This is a genomic window from Methylacidimicrobium sp. B4 (genome assembly GCF_017310545.1).
Classification (GTDB): domain Bacteria; phylum Verrucomicrobiota; class Verrucomicrobiia; order Methylacidiphilales; family Methylacidiphilaceae; genus Methylacidimicrobium.
Genome location: NZ_CP066203.1, coordinates 80,130 through 98,689 on the forward strand (window position 1 = coordinate 80,130; position 18,560 = coordinate 98,689).

At 62.0% G+C, this 18,560-nt stretch carries 16 protein-coding genes and 1 tRNA gene; 2 read left to right on the forward strand and 15 right to left on the reverse strand.

All coding sequences use genetic code 11. From position 1 onward, the window contains the following. Positions 1-89 precede the first annotated feature (89 nt). The 6 genes from MacB4_RS00325 to sixA all read right to left on the reverse strand — a co-directional run bounded on the left by MacB4_RS00325 (position 90) and on the right by sixA (position 5,383). Positions 90-1,061, reverse strand: a complete 972-nt coding sequence (locus MacB4_RS00325; RefSeq protein ID WP_206863928.1) for a hypothetical protein — start codon at positions 1,059-1,061, stop codon at positions 90-92. Next, entirely contained in the window at positions 1,021-1,992 is a 972-nt protein-coding gene (locus tag MacB4_RS00330) for a hypothetical protein (RefSeq protein WP_206863929.1), read from the reverse strand. Before MacB4_RS00330 ends, MacB4_RS00325 begins: the two co-directional genes overlap by 41 nt. Next, positions 1,952-2,191 (reverse strand): hypothetical protein, encoded by a 240-nt coding sequence (locus tag MacB4_RS00335; protein WP_206863930.1) that lies wholly within the window; start codon positions 2,189-2,191, stop codon positions 1,952-1,954. The genes MacB4_RS00330 and MacB4_RS00335 overlap by 41 nt, the downstream gene beginning before the upstream one ends. Before the next feature lie 264 nt (positions 2,192-2,455). Beyond that, positions 2,456-2,896 carry a hypothetical protein gene (locus tag MacB4_RS00340; protein ID WP_206863931.1) on the reverse strand — a complete coding sequence of 147 codons (441 nt, stop codon included), beginning with the start codon at positions 2,894-2,896 and terminating at the stop codon, positions 2,456-2,458. A gap of 52 nt (positions 2,897-2,948) precedes the next feature. Continuing rightward, on the reverse strand, positions 2,949-4,169 hold the full coding sequence (locus MacB4_RS00345) for a hypothetical protein (RefSeq protein ID WP_206863932.1): 1,221 nt from the start codon (positions 4,167-4,169) through the stop codon (positions 2,949-2,951). A gap of 728 nt (positions 4,170-4,897) precedes the next feature. Beyond that, positions 4,898-5,383 carry a phosphohistidine phosphatase SixA gene (sixA, locus tag MacB4_RS00350; protein WP_206863933.1) on the reverse strand — a complete coding sequence of 162 codons (486 nt, stop codon included), beginning with the start codon at positions 5,381-5,383 and terminating at the stop codon, positions 4,898-4,900. 313 nt (positions 5,384-5,696) lie between these two features. Between sixA and MacB4_RS00355 the strand changes: the two genes are divergently transcribed. Then, entirely contained in the window at positions 5,697-5,903 is a 207-nt protein-coding gene (locus tag MacB4_RS00355) for a dodecin (RefSeq protein WP_206863934.1), read from the forward strand. Between the two features lie 91 nt (positions 5,904-5,994). On the opposite strand, the gene cynS is transcribed toward MacB4_RS00355, so the two are convergent. Then, positions 5,995-6,438, reverse strand: coding sequence for a cyanase (gene cynS / locus MacB4_RS00360; RefSeq protein ID WP_206863935.1), 444 nt, complete (start codon positions 6,436-6,438; stop codon positions 5,995-5,997). A gap of 40 nt (positions 6,439-6,478) precedes the next feature. Beyond that, a tRNA-Leu gene (locus MacB4_RS00365) sits at positions 6,479-6,560 on the reverse strand. A 136-nt stretch (positions 6,561-6,696) separates the two neighbouring features. Between MacB4_RS00365 and MacB4_RS00370 the strand changes: the two genes are divergently transcribed. Then, the gene (locus MacB4_RS00370) at positions 6,697-7,794 is read left to right on the forward strand and encodes a beta-propeller fold lactonase family protein (protein ID WP_206863936.1); all 1,098 of its coding nucleotides are present in this window, start codon (positions 6,697-6,699) and stop codon (positions 7,792-7,794) included. Positions 7,795-7,800: 6 nt separating this feature from the next. Here the strand turns inward: MacB4_RS00370 and MacB4_RS00375 are convergent, their stop codons facing one another. The 7 genes from MacB4_RS00375 to MacB4_RS00405 all read right to left on the reverse strand — a co-directional run bounded on the left by MacB4_RS00375 (position 7,801) and on the right by MacB4_RS00405 (position 18,326). After that, complete coding sequence (locus tag MacB4_RS00375; protein ID WP_206863937.1) at positions 7,801-8,595, reverse strand: hypothetical protein; 795 nt, start codon at positions 8,593-8,595, stop codon at positions 7,801-7,803. 25 nt (positions 8,596-8,620) lie between these two features. Further along, positions 8,621-9,124, reverse strand: coding sequence for a c-type cytochrome (locus MacB4_RS00380; RefSeq protein ID WP_242529256.1), 504 nt, complete (start codon positions 9,122-9,124; stop codon positions 8,621-8,623). 37 nt (positions 9,125-9,161) lie between these two features. Continuing rightward, complete coding sequence (locus MacB4_RS00385) at positions 9,162-10,781, reverse strand: quinoprotein dehydrogenase-associated putative ABC transporter substrate-binding protein (protein WP_206863938.1); 1,620 nt, start codon at positions 10,779-10,781, stop codon at positions 9,162-9,164. A gap of 21 nt (positions 10,782-10,802) precedes the next feature. Beyond that, the gene (locus MacB4_RS00390; RefSeq protein WP_206863939.1) at positions 10,803-12,665 is read right to left on the reverse strand and encodes a PQQ-dependent dehydrogenase, methanol/ethanol family; all 1,863 of its coding nucleotides are present in this window, start codon (positions 12,663-12,665) and stop codon (positions 10,803-10,805) included. A 335-nt stretch (positions 12,666-13,000) separates the two neighbouring features. Beyond that, positions 13,001-14,383: a sigma-54 dependent transcriptional regulator gene (locus MacB4_RS00395; RefSeq protein WP_206863940.1), complete on the reverse strand. Its 1,383-nt coding sequence runs from the start codon at positions 14,381-14,383 to the stop codon at positions 13,001-13,003. Further along, on the reverse strand, positions 14,358-15,830 hold the full coding sequence (locus tag MacB4_RS00400) for a sensor histidine kinase (RefSeq protein WP_206863941.1): 1,473 nt from the start codon (positions 15,828-15,830) through the stop codon (positions 14,358-14,360). The genes MacB4_RS00395 and MacB4_RS00400 overlap by 26 nt, the downstream gene beginning before the upstream one ends. A 57-nt stretch (positions 15,831-15,887) precedes the next feature. Beyond that, positions 15,888-18,326: a TonB-dependent receptor gene (locus MacB4_RS00405; protein ID WP_242529257.1), complete on the reverse strand. Its 2,439-nt coding sequence runs from the start codon at positions 18,324-18,326 to the stop codon at positions 15,888-15,890. Between the last annotated feature and the right edge of the window lie 234 nt (positions 18,327-18,560).

Genomic DNA, 18,560 nt, shown 5'->3' on the forward strand with positions numbered 1-18,560 from the left:
GGAGTTGGGATTCCGTGCAATCAGCTAGGCCGACTCTGTGTCCCTGGCACCGGTTGCCTCAAGAGCCGTGGCCTCGTCGCCCGTGGCGCCTAATGGCGCACTGCCTTTTGCAATTCCGGATGGTCGGCATCGAACTGGGCATTGATCGCATCGATCCCCTTCATCATCCGATCGTCCTTGAGGGCGCGGGCGAGGAAGACGAGCCCACTGTGCGCGTTCATGTAGGCGCCACCCAGCATCATGGAACCCATCTCCAGCAGGGAGAAGGTCGGAGCGGCATTGGGTCCTTCCGTAAACTCGGCGATCTCTTGCCAAAACCAGCTCGGCATCACCGAAAGCTTCCACTGCAGCTTTTCTAAGAGGAAGAGTATTCCAAAGGCCTTGAGGAACTCGGCTGCGGACCAGGGAGCTTCTAAGACTTGATGGAGCTTTTCCGGTCCCCATTGGGTGAAGAGCGCGTAATATTCTTTTATCGACTCCGCTACCTCTGGGTCGCGTTTAAGATCAGAGATATCCAGATCGTGGAGCTCGTTGACCGCCTGCTGCTGCACCGGGCTAAGCCGCGAGAGGAAAGCCCCCGATCGGAAGGCATTCTCAGTCTGGAGAATTTGGTTCTGTTCCTCGTCGGGAAGATTGAGAAACTCCGGGGACCAGCTCATCCGCCAATAGGCGAGGGGATCGATGATGGCTTGGGGAACCCTGGCAAACTCCCGGGAGATCTTCTCCATTTGCTCGCGGAGCGCCGCCTTTCCGGCGTCGGTGCTGCACTCGGGCAGAGGAGTCGACCAGCGGGAGGCGAGGTTCATGGCCCATCGCCCTTCGGGCGTCTTCAGCGCTTGGGCAAAGACCTTGGGGTCGACCCGCTTGAGGAAGGAGAGCGTTTCCGGAATGCGAAGGGTTCGAAGCTCTTCGATCACGGCTTGGACCTCCGCAGAGGGTGGAGGAGAGGCTGGTTTCTCCTGGGCCATCGCGCTGCTGGCCAACCCGAAGAGGAAGGTGAGTGGAACGAGGAGGTCGGTCTTAATGGTCAGCCTCTTTTTTTGCTGCTGCAAAGTCGGCATCCACCCGTCCGTGGACTTCGTCGACCGCACGGGTCATCTGCTCATCTTTCATGGCACGGGCGAGAAAGACCAGGGCGTCATGGGCACCAAAGAAGCTGCTGCCCGGAAGCCTCGAGCTCATGGCCATCAGGGAAAAGGTGGGATAGGCGTTGGGTCCTTCCGCAAACTCGGCAATCTCTTGCCAAAACCAGCTCGGCATCCGGGAGAGCTTCCACTCTCCATCTTCGTCGAAAAAGATCCGCGCCAGAGCCTTGAGGAACTCGGCCGCCGACCAGCGGGCTTGGAGGACCTGGTGGAGCTTTTCAGGCCCCCACAGGGTGAAGAACGCGTAGTGCTCCTTGAGGATCCCAGCGAGTCCTGAATGACGGTTATGAATAGCGGTGCCAAGATCATGGAGCTCGTAGACGGCTTCCCGCTGGACTGGGGTGAGCCGCTCAAGGAAAGCCCCCGATCGGAAGGCATTCTGAGTGGAGAGCACTTGCTGTTCCTCGTCCTCGGGTAAATCTAGCTCTGGGCACACTACCTTGACTCTCCAATAGGCGAGGGGATCGAGGATCGCCCGGGGGAGTTGGGCAAACTCGCGGGAGAGCTTTTCCCGGTACTGCAGGAGCTCCCACTCTCCGGCTTCGGTGGAGAGGTCGGGGAAAGGAGTCGACCAACGGGAAGCGAGCATCATTGCACAGCCTCCTTCGGGTGCCTTCAGCGCTTGGGCAAAGACCTTGGGGTCGACCCGCTTGAGGAAGGAGAACGTTTCGGGAATCCGGAGGCTTTTGAGCTCTTCGATCACGGCTTGGACCTCCGCAGAGGGCGGAGAAGAGGCGGGTTTCTCCTGGGCCATCGCACTACTGGCCAACCCGAAGAGGAGGGTGAGGCGAAAGAAGAGGTCGGTCTTAATGGTCAGCCTCTTTTTTTGCTGCTGCAAAGTCGGCATCCAGCCGTGCGCTGACTTCGCGGACCGCACGGCTCATCTGCTCATCTTTCATGGCACGGGCGAGGAAGACCAGGGCCTCATAGGCACCAAAGAAGCTGCTGCCCGGCAGCCTTGAGCTCATGGCCATCAGGGAAAGGGTGGGATAGGCGTTGGGTCCTTCCGCAAACTCGGCAATCTCTTGCCAAAACCAGCTCGGCATCCGGGAGAGCTTCCAGTCGCCTCCCTCACCGAAAAAGATCTCCGCCAGAGCCTTGAGGAACTCGGCCGCCGACCAGCGGGCTTGGAGGACCTGGTGGAGCTTTTCAGGGCCCCACTGGGTGAAGAACGCGTAGTCCTCCTTGAGGATTCCAGCGAGTCCTGAATGACGGTTATGAATAGCGGTGTCAAGATCATGGAGCTCGTAGACGGCTTCCCGCTGGACTGGGGTGAGTCGCTCAAGGAAAGCCCCCGATCGGAAGGCATTCTAAGTGGAGAGCACTTGCTGTTCCTCGTCTTCAGGCAAATCTAGCTCTGGGCACACTACCTTGACTCTCCAATAGGCGAGGGGATCGAGGATCGCCCGGGGAAGTTGGGCAAACTCGCGGGAGAGCTTTTCCCGGTACTGCAGGAGCTCCCACTCTCCGGCTTCGGTGGAGAGGTCGGGGAAAGGAGTCGACCAACGGGAAGCGAGCATCATTGCACAGCCTCCTTCGGGTGTCTTCAGCGCTTGGGCAAAGACCGTTGGGTCGACTCTCTTGAGGAAGGAGAACGTTTCGGGAATCCGGAGGTTTTTGAGCTCTTCGATCACGGCTTGGACCTCCGCAGAGGGTGGAGAAGAGGCGGGTTTCTCCTGGGCCATCGCACTGCTGGCCAACCCGAAGAGGAGGGTGAGGCGAAAGAAGCGATTGTAAAAGATCCTTTGCATTGGTGTTTCCTTGCGTACTCGTTTACTCGGGTTTTTTCTCCTGCGATGGTGGCTATGTATCCTGTAGCCAACGCTCCCGTTGCTGGAATGAATCGCGCAGGCTCTTTTCGATCGGTTGATTCCCGTCGGTCAGAGACCGATACGGGTCTTTGCGGAGGGCATCGCCTATTTGCTGGTTGAACTGTTCGGGAGTCACACCGCTGAGGTTGCGAAGGGCGGCCGATAGCGCTAGGAAGCCCTGCGGGCTAATCTTGCTTTGGACAATAGCAACGGATGGCCGGTGATGCTTGGTTTCCAAAAGATAGTTGAGTCCCGGATAGGTCTCGTTCGGGTTGGCTTCTGGCATCTGCTCATTGGGGAGGTAGCCCGTGTGGAGCCCTCCAATGATCACCACGACCCGTCCACCGGCGGCGCTCGCGTCGGCCACCTGCGCGAACGACTCGTTGCGGCTCTTCATTCCCCGTCCGCTCAGCGCATAGTCTAGGAGCTGCTTGGAGGTGGGATTCTGCGTAATGAGCTTTCCAGTCTTCGTGTCTAGCCCGATGGTAGGAGGGAGGTCTCCGGCCTTCACCGCAATCCCCATCCGATGGGCAACGAGCCAACCGCGCGCCATCCGCATGTTGGCTTGAAGCAGCGCAAGCCATTCGTCGCCTAGTTCAAAAGTTTTTTGCGCCTGCCTTGGGTTCGCATCGATGGCTTCGTATACTTTCGCAAGCTGAGCGACTTCTTGTGTCCTAATTTCTGGCTTCATCCCGGCCGACTCAACCGCCCCCGCAAAGACCGCAGTGGCCATATTCGCATAGCTAGGATCGTTGAGGTAGCGGTCGAGCAGTGGCTGCTTGTCCTTAGGATACTCGATCACCACGGTGCGGACCCCATGTCCATAGGCTAAAGGAAGAAAGCTTTGCTCGCGGTGGATCATCTCGGGATCGTCGTGAAGTTCCCCAAGTAGAAGCACCCGGATTCCCGCCTGATCGAGCCAGTTCCAGGCTTGCTTATCCTCCGCATCCGCGGGAGAGGGGGCTTGCGGAGGCGCAAACCAGGGAGCTTTGCGGACATTTGCTGCTGCATCGGCCTCTGCTGGCGTCGCATCCGCCGCTGGCGCGCTCGCGGATCCGGGTCCCGATCCGGCTGGGGAGCTGGGGTTGCCGGAAGCTGTCGGCGGCGATGCGCCACTGGCGCCGGACGAAGGAAGCGGCGGACAAGCGTTGCAGGGCTCGGCCGCGGCAGAGGTGGGTTGATCGGCCGAGCCACCCGGCAGAAGCGAGTTCATCAAGCCCGACCCGCTTGGAGCCGGTGGCGCGTCTGCTTGGGGAGCCGATCCGCCTGATTCCGGAACGATGCTTTGGCCACGGCTCGAGGGAATCGGCGCGTGGAGAAGGATAAGGAAGAGGAGGCAAAGGACAGCTGCGGGCCTGGGAAAGGCTCGCGAACGGTTCGGCGCGTTGGGTTTCCTTTGCACGAGGGTCCATCTTCTTTGTTAGGACATCGGGCTTGTGCGCGCGGCCCCGGCCTCCGAAAAGAAGCTGCCGGTCGGGTCGATTGCGCGCGTTCGTGGCGCATCGCCAGTGCTGCTGGAAGAGGGATGCTGGTCAGGCAGGATGAGGCCCGGTTGGAACCGGCTGCAGGGGAGCGTGGATCGGAAGGAGCCGCCGGAGAGTACCGAGCTCATAGAGGCCGCACCGCTCTGCGCCGGGGCAGCGTCGCCTGGGGCGTTGCCGGTAGGACCTCGGCACGCAATCCTCGGCAAGGCTCTGCTGCTGAGGTGATCGGCGACGTTTTTCCTGGCAGGGAAAGAGCGGTCGATGGTCTTCCGGGGCGGCAGAGCGGGATGCCCTATCGGGCAATCAGCGCCAAGGAGAGCGCTTGCTGCGGCAACCGGTCCGGATGAGGAGCCGCCCGTCCTTTGTCCGGATAGGGGGATGAAGCCGGAAAAGAGAGGAAGCCCTGGCGGGCAATCGTTTTTCTGTTCCGCTCGATCGCCGCGGGGGATCGGATCCCTCAGGCGATCTGCTCGAGCTGCTCGTTGCGCAGACGGGAGCGGAGCACGGCTTTCCCTAGCCGGATCTCATCGAGGAGAAGGACGGCAACGCCTCCCTTATCCATCGGAAAGTTCTCGGGACTGGCTGCCCCGAGCAGGGCGGCGAGATGCTCGGAAAGGCTCGGCATATGGCCGACGAGGACGATCTCGGAATCCGGCGGCAGGAGTTTGAGCCGAGCAAGGAGCTCTGCGGTTGGCGTCCCGTTCTCGAGCTCCCTCTGGATTTCAAGGGAGGGGGAGTGGGCAAGGGCTTCCGCAGCGATTTCCGCGGTCTGGCGCGCACGGAGCAAGGGACTCGACCAGAGGAAGTTTGGGCGCGCGCCAAGCCGATGGAGCGCTTTTCCCGCCACCCGGGCCTCGTGGCGGCCTGCCTTGGTCAGTGCACGCTCGGCATCGGTTGGTGCTTCCCGGGAAGCCGTCGCGTGACGGAGAAAGTAGAGAGTCATGAGCACAGAATATCCGCGCGATCGCCCGAGCGAAAGGGCTGGCCGTTTGCGCCTTGTTCGGAAAAGAGGCGGATGGGCTTGCGGGAGAGGGGCGAACGGCTCTGCCGATGGGTTTCCCGCAATGGCCCAAGAGCTCCCAGAACGAGAAAGCCGATCCGTCCGGAGGGCCAAGAACAAAGGGCTCGCGGCGAATCTCTCTTCCCCTTCCAGAGGCGCTGGAAATCCGACCAGCTGTTAACGCTTGCGTTCGAAGAGGATTGGGGTGCACGCTCGGCTAAGACCGGTCGCAATCGGCGAAGAGGGAGAGTCAACCATGTCAGATCATGTCTATAAGATCATCGAAGTCGTTGGAACCTCGGATGTGAACGTCCATGAGGCGGTGCGCAATGCGATTCACCGGGCGTCCAAGACGGTCCATAACCTGCAATGGTTCGAGGTGGAGGACATCCGCGGATCGATCCACAACGGTGAGCCGCATTTCCAGGTCGCGGTGCGCATCGGCTTTCGGCTCGACGAGTAGAGTCGAAGGAGCGGGCCTGCGAGGCCGACAGCTCAGGCATGCTCCCTCCTTTCGCTGAAGTCGGGAAGAGGCCAACGGGTCCCAACAGGGCTCAGTAAGGCTTATACGGGAGAAACTTCCCGCTCATCTCGATCCGGACCCGGTCACCTTGCGGGTCAGGCTCGCGGGCCACGTGCATCCGGAAGTCGACCGCGCTCATGATGCCATCGCCAAACTCCTCGTGGATGAGCTCCTTGAGCACCATTCCGTAGACCAAGAGGATCTCATGGAAACGATAGAGGAGCGGATCGGTGGGGATGGTGGTCGGCAGAGAGCCCTTGTACGGGACAGCCTGCAAGAGGGCCTCCGCCTCGTCCGGCAGGTCCAAGAGGATAGTTAGGGCCCGAGCCTGCTCGCTCGTCATCGCCATCTGGCCTAGGCAAGCGGCAGCCACCCACTCCTTGCTTTTCCCGAGCGTGCGGGCGATCGCCTCCCATCGGAGGCCTTTTTGTGCCTTTGCCGTGAGGATGATTCGGGTGAGTTCCGATCGGGTCACGATAGCTTCCTCCGCGCGAAGCGATCCTGCCTGAGACGGCTGCGCTCGAGAGGACTCGAACCTCCACGGGTTGCCCCACAAGCACCTCAAGCTTGCGCGTCTGCCGGTTCCGCCACGAGCGCATGCGTCCGACGTAACGGACACTCTACTTACGGCCGGAACGTCCGCGCAACCAAAAAGCCGGCTCGATCCGGGAAATCCGCGGAGGGAGGCATCGCCGCCTTGTCACTCTCCGTACCCCTTGATATGAGGGAGGTTGTGAAGATCAAGGGTCGTTTCGTCTTCGGCTTCCGGCACGGGAGAGGATGGGCCATCGCCGCGGTAATCGCGGCTGCATGGCTTTTCTCGGGGAATCGGGGAGATGCCGCCACCGCCTACGTGAGCTCGGAGCCGTTCGGAGTGGTCGCAATCGACCTGGGGAAGATGACGGTGATTCGGCGCTTTGCCCTTCCGAAGTCGAGCCCGCGGGGAATCGGAGTCACTCGGGATGGCCGCTTTGTCGTGACCGCGAACAAGGCCAGCCAGGACGTTGCGGTGATCGACCTCAGGAGCGGGCATCTGGTGCGGCGGATTCCAATCGGCCCCAAGCCCGAGTTCCTCAAGTTTAGCCCGGACGGACGGCGTTTCTTTGTCGCCCATGAGCCGGCTTCAGAGGGTGCGCCGCCCAAGCGACCGCCGAGCGAGGAAGAGAGGAAGATGCAAGAAGCGGCGGCGGCAAGGACCCCCGCACGGATCGTCGAGATCGACGTCGAAAGCTGGAAGGTCGTGCGGAGCTTTCCCGCGAGCGTCGATACCGAGGGGATCGAGCTTTCTGCTGACGGGAAAAGGCTCCTGTGCGCGAACGAATCGGAAGATTCCCTGCGGGTCTACGACTTGGAGAGCGGGAGCGAGCTGCAGCGTGTCGACCTCCGGCCCTATGGAAGCCGTCCCCGAGGAGTCAAGCGCTCGCCTGACGGGAACGAGTACCTGGTTTCGCTCGAGAGCTCGGGCAATGTCGTCGTGCTCGACAAGGATCTCCACTTCGTCGCTTCGGTACCGACCGGGGCTGGCCCGTATGGAATTTCTTTTGATCCGGAAGGTAAATATTTCCTCGTGGCCGCGTCTCGCGCCAGGAAGCTGCAGGTCTTCGACGCCAAGAGCCGGAAGCTGGTTCGGGAGATGCCTGTGGGAGAGCGTTGCTGGCATTTTACCTTTACACCCGACGGAGAGAAGATCTTGGCCGCCTGCGGGCGTTCCAACGAGGTGCTGGTTTTCGACGCCAGGAGCTATCGGCTGCTCAAGGTCTTGGGAGGAATCCGCTTGCCTTGGGGGGTCTTCGCCTACCCCCGCGCCTACGGGACCCTCGATCTTCCCTAGAGCCCCCTACCGATACCAAGCTTTCCATTCGACGTGGAGTGTCGTGCTTCCCTGGAGGGCGTAGATCCGCTGGAAGTGCCACCAGACCGTGCTCCCCTGGATTCGATAGCCGGCAGGGAGGACTCGGGTCACCTGGTTGGTGAGAAACTCCGGGAAGGTGGGCGGAGGGGCGCCCCCCATGCCGAAGGCGGGCGTCTGGCGGAAGGAGGCATACATTTTTCCAAGATCGACAATGATCCAATAGTCGTCGATGGGAGGGCGCCAGCCGCCCCATTGGATCGAATCCTCGAAGAAATCGATCTTCTGCCGGGGATCTCGGGGAAGAACCCGTTGGAGGGCGTCGGTGCGGAGCTCGATGGTCCGGCCGCCTCGAAAGGTCGGGTACTCCCAATACCGGTTGCCGATCCTCGATACCGGAACCGATCTCCCGTCGATCCGATCCCGGTATTCGAGATAGGGTTGCTGGGGAAGCTCGTCGTGATAGGTGGGAAGCACGGCGGTGGAACCGAAGTTGCGGAACCGGTAGAGGAAAATCTCCCGCAGCAGCGGTTCACGTCCCCCGTTCTGTCCCGAAGAGAGAAAGAGCGTGTAGTACTTCCGAACGGAGAGGAGCTGAACCCTCTGTGCGCAGAGAGATGGAGCCGCGCAGAGGATCGCAAGAGCAAGGAAAAGGAGGGCCAACCGCTGCCGTGGCCAGCCCTCCGCGCGCCTTCCTTCCGGTCGCCTGGGGAGAGGGAGCGAGGCGGCCGAGAAGAAGAGCGGGGCGGCCGTTTCGAGAACGAGCCTTCCGCCTGGCTTCATGCCGACCGCCTCGGCTGATGCGCTGCTACCAGTTCCGAAGCTTGGGATCCCCGTGGTAGATCGAGCGAACGTAGGCGATCACCTTCCAGATCTCGTCATCGCTCATGACGCTGCCAAACGGCGGCATCGGAGCCACGACGTTCTCGCGTCCGATGCGCGTGTAGCCCTTCTTCTGGAGCTCGACGGACCCGTTCTTGATCAGCTCGAAGAGGGTCTTGTCGTCACTGCCGTAGACCCACGTATCGTTGATCACGGGCGGACACATCCCTCCGCCTCCCATGCCCCCGTGACAGCCGTTGCAGCTTCGGCTGAACCAGAGCTTTCTCCCTTCCGCAATCATCTGCGGGTTGTCGGTGTACGGGTTCTTCATCGCGCCTCCGGCGGCCGAAATGGGCGGGGGCCCGGCAGGTGTTGAGGTCGACGGGGCTGCTGCGGGCGGCTGCTGCGCGCCCGCGGCGGTCAGCCAGAGGCCGGCCAAGCCCGGCAACAGATAGCGTGTCCAAGACGTAGTGCGTTTTCCTCTCTTCATGATCTCCGGTGGTTACCGCCTCCGATCCTGCCCAAGGCTACCGGGCGGGAGGCGTAGTCTTCTTCGTCGGGCTGCTCGCTCTTTCCAAGAGGGAAGCGAGGGTTTGATAGCCCCTTTCCTGCGCGAGGGCAAGCGCCGTCTTCCCTTCACGGTTTTGCTGATCGGGACGTGCGCCCGCACGCAGAAGAAGCTCAACGACCGGCTGCCGGTTGCGAGAGACCGCCAGCATGAGCGGGGTGATTCCGGCGGGATTGGCGGCGTTGGGGTCCGCACCCTTGTCCAGAAGGATCCGAACCGTGGCTTCGGAACCGGAAGCCGCTGCAAACATCAAGGGGGTGTAGCCTCCCGGTCCGCTCTTCCCGTTCACCGGAACCCCATGAGCCAGCAGGATCTGGACGAGATCGGGATCCGAGCCGCTCGCCGCGAGAGAGAGAGGAGCCCATCCGTCCCTGGCGGTCGCGGTGGGGCTCGCGCCGTGCTCGAGCAGGAGGCGGGTCGTATCCCGACTTCCTTTGGAAATCGCGAAGAGAAGGGGGGTCCAACCCTCGCGGTCGGGCAGGTCAGGGTTGGCTCCCTTTTCCACGAGGAGTCGGGCCATTGGCCACTCTTCGGCGCGAATGGCGTTCAGGAGGGGGGTGTAGCCGAGCGGGTCTTTCTTGTCGATCGCCTTCGGGTCCTTGGCGATGAACCGCTCGGCGGCGGGAAGGTCATCCGCCGTGACACAGTCGAGCAAGGAATCATGTTCGGTCGGCGCAGCTGGAGGCGCCGCCGCAGGAGGGGAGAGGGGCTTGTAGCCACCGGAATGCGCAGGAAGATCGCCATCGACGATGCATTCCGGACAGTGGACGAGCGGCACGCCATACTCGGTCAAGATCCGCTGGATCTCGGCCTTGTGCTCTTCCATCGCGTGGTTGAGGCCGTCACGGAGGCTCTTGTCCCCCTTGGGAACGGCGAGCGCCATGGCATATTCGAGGGGAACGGTCTCCTCCATGGTGTTGAGCGGGGTGAGGTCGAGCGGAGCGTTCGCCTTGGCGACGTAGTAGCCGGCCAAGGGACCCCAGATCGCGCAGGCATCGAGCGTTCCCGCGATCACCTGCTCGACCTGCTCGGCGGGATGCTGCTCCGGGTGGACCCGTGAGTCGTAAAAGATGTAGTGGATGACCGTGTTGTGCTGGATGCCGTGGTTGCGGAGCGCATCACGTGCTGCCGAGGCCTGGAAGACGCCGATCCGGAGGCTCTTGAGGATCGGGTCGTCGAGGGAGTGAATGTGGAGGTTCCGATCCTTTCGGGTGACGAGAACGAAGGTCGACTTGTAGTAAGGCTTGGTCGGCAGAGCCAGCTCGAAGTCGGGAGGCATGTCGAAGAGGACGTCGCAGCGGTTTGCGTTCAGGGTCGTCCGGACAAGCCCGCGTTCGTAGTAGGTGTACCAGAAATATTCGAGCGGCTTCCCCATGGAGCGGGCGAGCAGCTCCGCGATCTTATTCTGGAATCCCTCTCCGCGGCTATTGGAAAGGGGCATGTTGCCCGGGTCGCCGCAGACCCGTAGCGGAAGCTCAGCCGGCTGGGCCCGGACGGCGGAAGGAGAAGCCAGGACGAGAAAGAGAAAGAGGGCGGACCAACCCCCGTGGACCAGTCCGCCCTTTCCCGTTAGATGCATGGATCTAACCGATCCGCCAGCTTACTGCACGCAGAACGTATAGACCGTTCCGCCCATCGGAATGTTGTAGAACCCGTTCTCCCCGGCCATTCCGGCGGCTCCGAGCGCACCGTAGGGATCCGCTGGGTCGAGACCCGCGGTCACCGGGAGGCCGATCCAGCCGCCGATGCCGGTCAGGACGGAAACATACTGCTTCCCACCGACCTCAAAGGAGATCGGGTTGCCAATGACACCGGAACCGAGCTTCTGCTGCCAGAGGACCTTGCCGGTCTTCCGGTCGACCGCCCGGAACCAGCCGTCGAGCGTTCCGTAAAAGGCGAGCCCGCCGTCGGTGACCAACGCACCGCTCCAGGTCGGGAAGCGCTCGGGAAGCTCCCAGCGAGCCTTGCCCGTGATCACGTCGAACGCCTTGAAACGGCCCATGACTCCGGGCTTTTCCGGCTTCATCAGAACGTTGGCGAAGACGTAGACGCTACCCTGGTTGGTGTGGGCGCGCTCCATCGGCTCCAGCGTCATGCCCCAGTTGTTGGTGGGAGCATAGAAGACATTGGCTTCCTTGGGGTCGACGGCGACCGGCTGCTGATCCTTTCCGCCCATGGCCGAGGGGTAGACCTGAACGGCCTTGCCGACCTCGAACGGAGAGTGCTCCTTGACCTTGACCGGGCGGCCCGTCTTCATGTCGATCTTCTCGGCCCAGGTGGCGGTCACGAACTTGTTGGCGCGGATGAGGGTGCCGTCCGTGCGGTTGAGCACGTAGCAGAATCCGTTGCGGTCGAAGTGGACCAGGCAGGGCTTCTTGGCGCCGTCGACGGTGATGTCGATGAGCACATCCTCGTTGATGCCATCATAGTCCCACTCGTCGAACGGGGTCATCTGGTAGCCCCAGACGGCTTCGCCCGTGTCAGGCTTGCGGGCAAAGATGGTCATCGACCACTTGTTGTCCCACTTCCACGGCTCATTGGCCTCTTCGTAGGTCTTGGCCTCGGTCCGGTAGCTGGGGCTCCAGAGACCGGGATTACCCGTGTTGTAGTAGACCAGCTCGAGCTTCGGATCGTAGCTATACCAGCCCCAGGCGCAGCCGCCACCCCGCTTCCACTCGTCGCCGGGATAGGTCTTCACGCCGAGATCCTGGCCAGCCTGCCCATACTCGGGATGCTTGCTGTTGAAGTCGGGGCCGAGGAGCACGTCCGAGTCGGGACCGTTGCTGTAGGCCTGCCAGACCATCTTGCCCGAGTTGAGATCGAAGGCGGCGAATCGGCCTCGCGCACCAAACTCGTCACCGCCGTATCCGGTGAAGACCTTGTCCTTGGCGATGATCGGGGCGGGAGTGCTTGTCTCACCCTTGTTGACATCGGCAAACTTGGTCTTCCAGAGCTCCTTCCCCGTGTTGGCATCCAAGCAGACGAGGTAGCCGTCGAGGGTGTTGAAGACGACCTTTCCGTCGGCGTAGGAAGCGCCACGGTTCACCGTGTCGCAGCAGGCCGTCGAGACGGCCTTGTCATCCTGCCTCGGAACGTACTTCCAAAGGACTTCATAGGCCCCCCCCTTGGAGAGGTCGAGCGCCCAAACGATGTTGGGGTACGAGCTCACCACGTACATGCGGTCGCCGATGACGAGCGGCTGCCCTTCGTGGCCGCGGAGCGTGCCCGTCGAGAACGACCAAGCCATATGCAGGCTCTTGACATTCTGCGTGTTGATCTGCTTCAGGGTCGAGTGTCGGGTGTTGGCGTAATCCTTGCCCGGAGCCGCCCAGTTCTTGGGATTCTCCGTGAGCTTCAATACATCGTCGTTGGAATAGGCTGACGGAATCACCGTCGCGGAACCGACCGCCAGTGCCAGGAGCATCCCGGCAGAGAGCTTCTTCCTACTTTTCGGGAACCTCATTTGGTAACCTCCTCCGTTTGGGTTGCGGGAGTCCTGCCCGGTAGGCATTTCTCCTCAAGCTGCAAGGGAGGCGATAACTTCTTTGCGGGTGACGGTCAAGCGCAAAAATGGCGCTGCTGAGTAAATCAGATGAAGGGGCAAAAGCCGGATGGCCAAGGCGCTAACGATAGCGCGCCTGCCACCGGATGCGCAGCATGACCTGCTCGTCCGGCTTCCCAACATTCCGGAATGCCACCAGATTGTGTTGTCTCCGACTGGGGAGAAAAAGCACGAGGCGGTTCCGGCACACAATCGGAAAGCGACTCGGGAAGGAAGTGCGCGCCCTTCCCGGGCGGTCACCCGGCCCCGATGCCATGTTTTTCCATCCGGTAGCGAAGGATGTCGCGAGTCATGCCCAGCTGGCGGGCGGCTTGGGAGATGTTCTGTCCCGAGGCGACCAGCGCCTCCTGGAGCAGCCGCTTTTCGATCTCGGCGAAGGAGAGTCCTTCTTGCAAGAGCAGACGGATCGCATCACTAGCGGTGGCTAGCCCCCGCGCCGTCTCTTCGCCCAGATGTCCGAGCCAAGCAAAGTCCGCTGGCTTGAGGATTTCTTCTTTCGACCAGAGGATTGCTTGCTCGATCGCATGCGAAAGCTCGCGAACATTCCCGGGCCAGGGGTATCTCTGCAAGGTCGCGACGGCGTCCGGAGTGAGCGTTCGGCCCATCTTCCCGTACCGGGTACCGTGGATGCGGAGGAAGTGATGGGCCAGCAGAAGGATGTCGCCAGACCGCTCCCGCAAGGGGGGGAGCTCGAGGTGAACGACGCGGAGCCGATAGTAGAGATCGGCTCGAAAGGATCCTTCCCGAATCGAAGCCTCCAGGGGCCGGTTGGTGGCCGCGAGAATCCAAGGATCGACCTTCCGATCGCGAACGCTTCCCAGTCGCCGGACCGTCTTGCGCTCGATCGCCGTCAGGAGCTTCCCTTGCAGGGGGAGGGGGAGATCTCCAATCTCGTCGAGAAAGAGGGTGCCCTTGTCTGCGGCTTCCATCAGTCCGAGCTTAGCCCCCGAGGCGCCGGTGAACGCCCCCCGCTCGTAGCCGAAGAGCTCGGTTTCCACCAGGTTTTCCGGAAGCGCCACGCAATTGATGGAGAGGAATGCCTCGTCTCGACGAAGGCTCCGATGGTGGAGGAGCCGGGCCACCACATCCTTCCCGGTGCCGGTCTCTCCGGAGATCAAAACGGTGGGGAGCCCTTGGCTTCCGTCGAGTCGGCCCAGCTGCTCGATCTTGTCGTGCAGAGAGCAAATCGCCGAGGATTCACCGATCAGGATCGGCTCGTCGAGGCTCCGGTAGTAGGCGAGCTCCTGCTTGAGGCGGACGGTCTCCTCGACCCGATCGACCAGCACGCGGAGCCGGTCGAGGTCGAGGGGCTTTTGAAGGTATTCGAAGGCGCCGAGCTTCATGACGGCGACCGCGTCCTCGACGGAAGCATAGGCGGTGAAGACTACGGCCGAGAGGGCGGGATGGATGGCCCGCGCCCGGCGGAGGAGCTCGGGTCCCGAGAGGTTCGGTAGCCGTGCATCGAGGAGAAGCAGGTCGGGGGCGGAAAGCTCGGCCTGCCGGAGACCCTCATCGCCGTCGAAGGCCAGAGCGACTTCGTGGCCCTGGGCCGTGAGAAGCTCCCGGATCGACCGAGCGAGGTTTCGTTCGTCCTCAACCAGGAGAATGTTGAGCCCCATCGCTCCCTTCGCTGGCGGCGGGGAAGAGCAGGGTAATGCGTGTTCCCTGGCCGAACCGACTCTTCACTCTCATTTCTCCCCCATTTTGGCTAACGTACCGTTCCACGATGGCCAGACCCAAGCCCGAACCTTCGGGCCGTGTCGTGAAAAAGGGCTCGGTGACGCGAGGGAGATGCTCCTCGGCAATCCCTTCGCCATCGTCTTCGATTGCCAGATAGACCCGTCCGTCTGGCCGGACACCCGAGCTCAGCCGGATGCGGCCGCGCTCACCGACGGCCGCAAGCGCATTCGCTAGAATTTCGAGAAGTACCTGCTCCATCTGAGCCGGATCGAAACGCACCAGCGGGAGCTCCCGGTTCAGGGAGAGATCGATCCCGACATCCTTCCCTTCGCCTTTGGCCAAGGATGGTACGATGGTTTCGGCGAGCTCATTGAGGCTGCCGATGATGGGTCTCGGAGAGAGGGGCTTGGCGAAGGCCAATAGCTGACGGATCCTGCGGTCGAGCCGATCGGCTTCGTGGACAATTTCGCGAAGGGTATCCCCAGCCGAGGCTGAGGGGTCTGGCTTGAGGAGAGCGACTTGCGCCAGCGCCCGAATGCTGGCCAAGGGGTTGCGAATCCCATGAGCGACTGCGGCGGCGGTCGCGCCGATGGAGGCCATCCGCTCGGCCTGGACAATCTTCTGCTGCGAATCCTTGATCTCGCGTGCCATCTGGCGGAAGGCCAAGGCGAGGTCGCGGAGATCCCCCGAGAGAGGAATTTCCGGAACGACCTCGCGCTCCCCGCGGCCGATGCGCCGTGCGGATTCAACCAGGTTGCGCAAGGGACGTCCGATCCCCTGAGTGAGCCAGAGCGAGACGAGTGCCGCCAGCCCCAGTCCGGCAAGAAAGCAGAGCGGAACCAGGAGTGCTGCGGTCTCCTTGAGGAGCCGGGCCTTCTCCCGGGCCCGCTCGATGGCCCCTTGGTGAAAAAGCCGTTCGAGGGTTCGCACTGACTGACGGAACGGGCCGTCCAAGAAGGCTTCCAGAGCGTCGACTCCGGCAAAGGAAGGATCGCTCCCCGGCAGGTCGGGCCGGTCGAGAAGCTGCCGGCCATGCCTTTCGAGCAGCAGAGCATTTCCCTCGACGGCATCCAGCGCCTCCTCTTCCTCCTTCCCGTGAGCCAGGGAGCGGCAGCGGGCCAGGAGCGCGCGCATCTGATCGGCGAAGGAAAGGAACTGGGCGCGGGCCTTGGGATCCTTGCCCCCGAGCGCATCGGAGACTTCGGCGACCTCGCGCTGCGCGAAGAGCTCGAGATCGCCCAGCCGCGAAAGCTGCGCGAGATCCTCCCCCACCTGCTCGATCCGCTTCTGGCCTTGCCGCGCAATCCAGGCCGCCTCGACGGAGAGCACCGCCGCCAGGACGAAGAAGACGCCCGAAGCGAGGCGGATCCGCGTTGCGATCTTCACAATGGCCGATCTTGGCGCGAAGCGCCGATTCCTTCCGCAAGCCAGCGTCGGGGGCGATCAAAACTGGAGGCGAATGCCGCCCCAGACGCCGAAGGGGGATCCCGGCGTGGCAAACGGAACGATGGTTCCGCCGTTTGGGGCTCCCGTAAAGACGTTTTGGCTGATGAGGCCAGCACTCGCATATTGCTCATCGTAGACATTGGTCGCAAAGGCAAAGATCTGACAATGCTTGTTGAGCGTGTAATAGGTTTGAATATTCAGGAGGGCGAAGCCGGTCAGCATCGGATAGACGTTGGCCCAGTCTCCATAGAGGACACGGCTCGAGTAATATTGGAAATCCATCGAGATCTGCCACTGCGGCAGGATCTGGTAGGTGATGCCCGCCTTGACCATCTGCTGGGGCAAGTTTGGCAGCCGATTTCCCGGCTGGACGGGGACCGCGGGGCTCACGGCGTTCTGGAGGACGAGCGGGCTTTGAAAGGTCGCCTCGAGGAAGGACCAGTTCGCGAACCAGGTGAGCTTCTTGTAGCTCCCCTGGAGAGTGACTTCGACTCCCTGATTTTGCTCTGACCCGATGTTCTGGAAAAATCCGGCGCTCGAGTGACCAGTCTGCTCGAACTGGATATTGTTGGAGAGGTTGCTCTGGTAGAACGAGAACGCCCAGGCAACGTTCCCCGGAGTGAGATTGCCTCGGAAGCCGCTTTCATAGGTCTGGACGAGCACGGGAGAGAGGGCGGGATCGCCCAGCTGGGCAACCGGCAGGATCACCGGAATCGCGGGATTGGCTCCGGTAATCTCGCCCACCATGGGCGGCCGGAAGCTTTCGCTATAGTTGAAGAAGAAGGTGAGATCCTTGAGGGTCGGGTCGGAAACACCGAAGGCGGCGAGCGGCTGCAGTGTGAAGCCCGCAGCCGGGGTAACCTGCTGGAAGCGCTCGGCCGCCGCCAGGGAAACCGTCTCGCCGGTACTGCTGACCCCCGTCCCGCCGATCATCATCTGCGCATAGTTGTCCCGGAAGGCCCCCGTCAGGTGGAACCAGGGTGTGGGCGAAAAGGTATCGGTCAGGTAGAGGCCGACGTAGTCGCTGAAGGTGGGCACGGAGAACTGGTCCTGGAAGGGATATCCCGGAATCGTGACATTGTTGTAATTGGGGCCCATCGCGGCCGGGTAGAATCCCGAGCTAAAGAAGCACTGGGCCCAATCGAAGCTCGCTCCCGCCACCGCGTAATTCTCCATGCCGGCAAAGCTCTTCTCCCACTGGAGCTGGAGCCGGGCACCCGCGCCCGTCTGGGCGATCGAGCCGAAATCCCATTCGCCTGCGGGAATCGGCATCCCGCTTGCGTCCAGTGCCTGCGCGGCGGGCGGATAGTTGAAGCCCAGGAACTGATCGACGCTGTTGGCGACATTGCCGTTGCTGAAGTTGTAGTTCGACTCGCGGAAGTAGGCGTTGCCCCCCAAGGTCAGCTCATCGGTGAGCTTTTGCGACGCGAGCAGGTTGACCATGTTGAGGTTGTCGAATTGGGGATTGGGCCCCGTGTAGATCATCGAGTTGCCACCGGTGGCCAGCATGTCGATCGGGGTGGGGCCGAGAATGTTGAGGAGGTTGTCCGCGCCGATGTATTCCAGGTGAACGTCGGTCTCCTCGGTATGGTAGCCGACCTTGGCGAAGAGCTGCTTGACGTAGCTTGAGCTCTGCTGCCGCCAGCCGTCCTGGCTCATCCAGTTGCCGCTGAGGAACCAGTCCCACTTTCCCTTGTAGCCTCCATGCTGGAATTCGAGGTCGTTGGTGCCCCAGACCCCCGCGTAGTCCTGAATCATCGAGCCCGGGCTGGTCCTTCCGTTCTTGGTCTGCATCACGAGCGCCCCCCCCAGGGTGTTCTGCCCGTAGATCGGGTTGGAGCCCGGGACCATCTCCATGTTCTGGATGGCGAGCTGGGGAACGTAGTCCCAAAGGAGGTTATTCGTAAACGGCTCATTGATCCGGACGCCGTCCAAGAAAACGGAGATGCCGACCGGCGTCCCGGGAACCGGCGAGGCGGCAAAGCCCCGGTAGTTGATGTTGGGAAGGAAGGGATTCCCGTTCATGTTGACCTCGTTGACGCTCGCCATGTTCCGCTCCAAAAACTGGGGCAAGCTGAACTCCTCTTGTTGGAGCCAGGTCTTCCCCTGCTGGATCTGATAGTTGCCAGGGAGGTTCTCGAGCGGCTGGCCCATTCCGGGCAGCGGGGTGACGGCGACGACCTCGACCTCGGGGAGCTGGGACATCGTCTTTTCGAGATCGGATTGGCCTTGGCCCGCATCCTTCGGCTGCTGGAGGGCGCTCCGGAGCTTGCGGTCGCTGGGGGAGCTCACGGGTGGCGGATCGGCGCTGCCCGTGCCTCCGACGGATGCACTCGCCGGGTCGTCGACCTCTTGGGCGAAGGAACTGGGTAGAGCGAAGGCGGCAAGAAGCAGAAGCAGGAGGACCGGCAAAAGAGGGCGTTGGAATCGCGGCATTGCGGGTCGTTCCCTAGCAGGAAATAGGCCGAAGGAGGGTAGAGTCTTGTGGGAAGGGTGATTTCCAGGTCAAGGAAGCCAGAGGTTGCGCAAAGCGGCCCAGAAGATCTGACTCAGGATCGGGGCACCATACGCAGAACCGCGTGAAATTTCGCGCAGAAAAAGAAAGTCCTCCTCATTGCTCCGAAGCGGATCTTCGGCCCCGAGGGCCCAAAAAAGGAAGTTGCGCGGCAG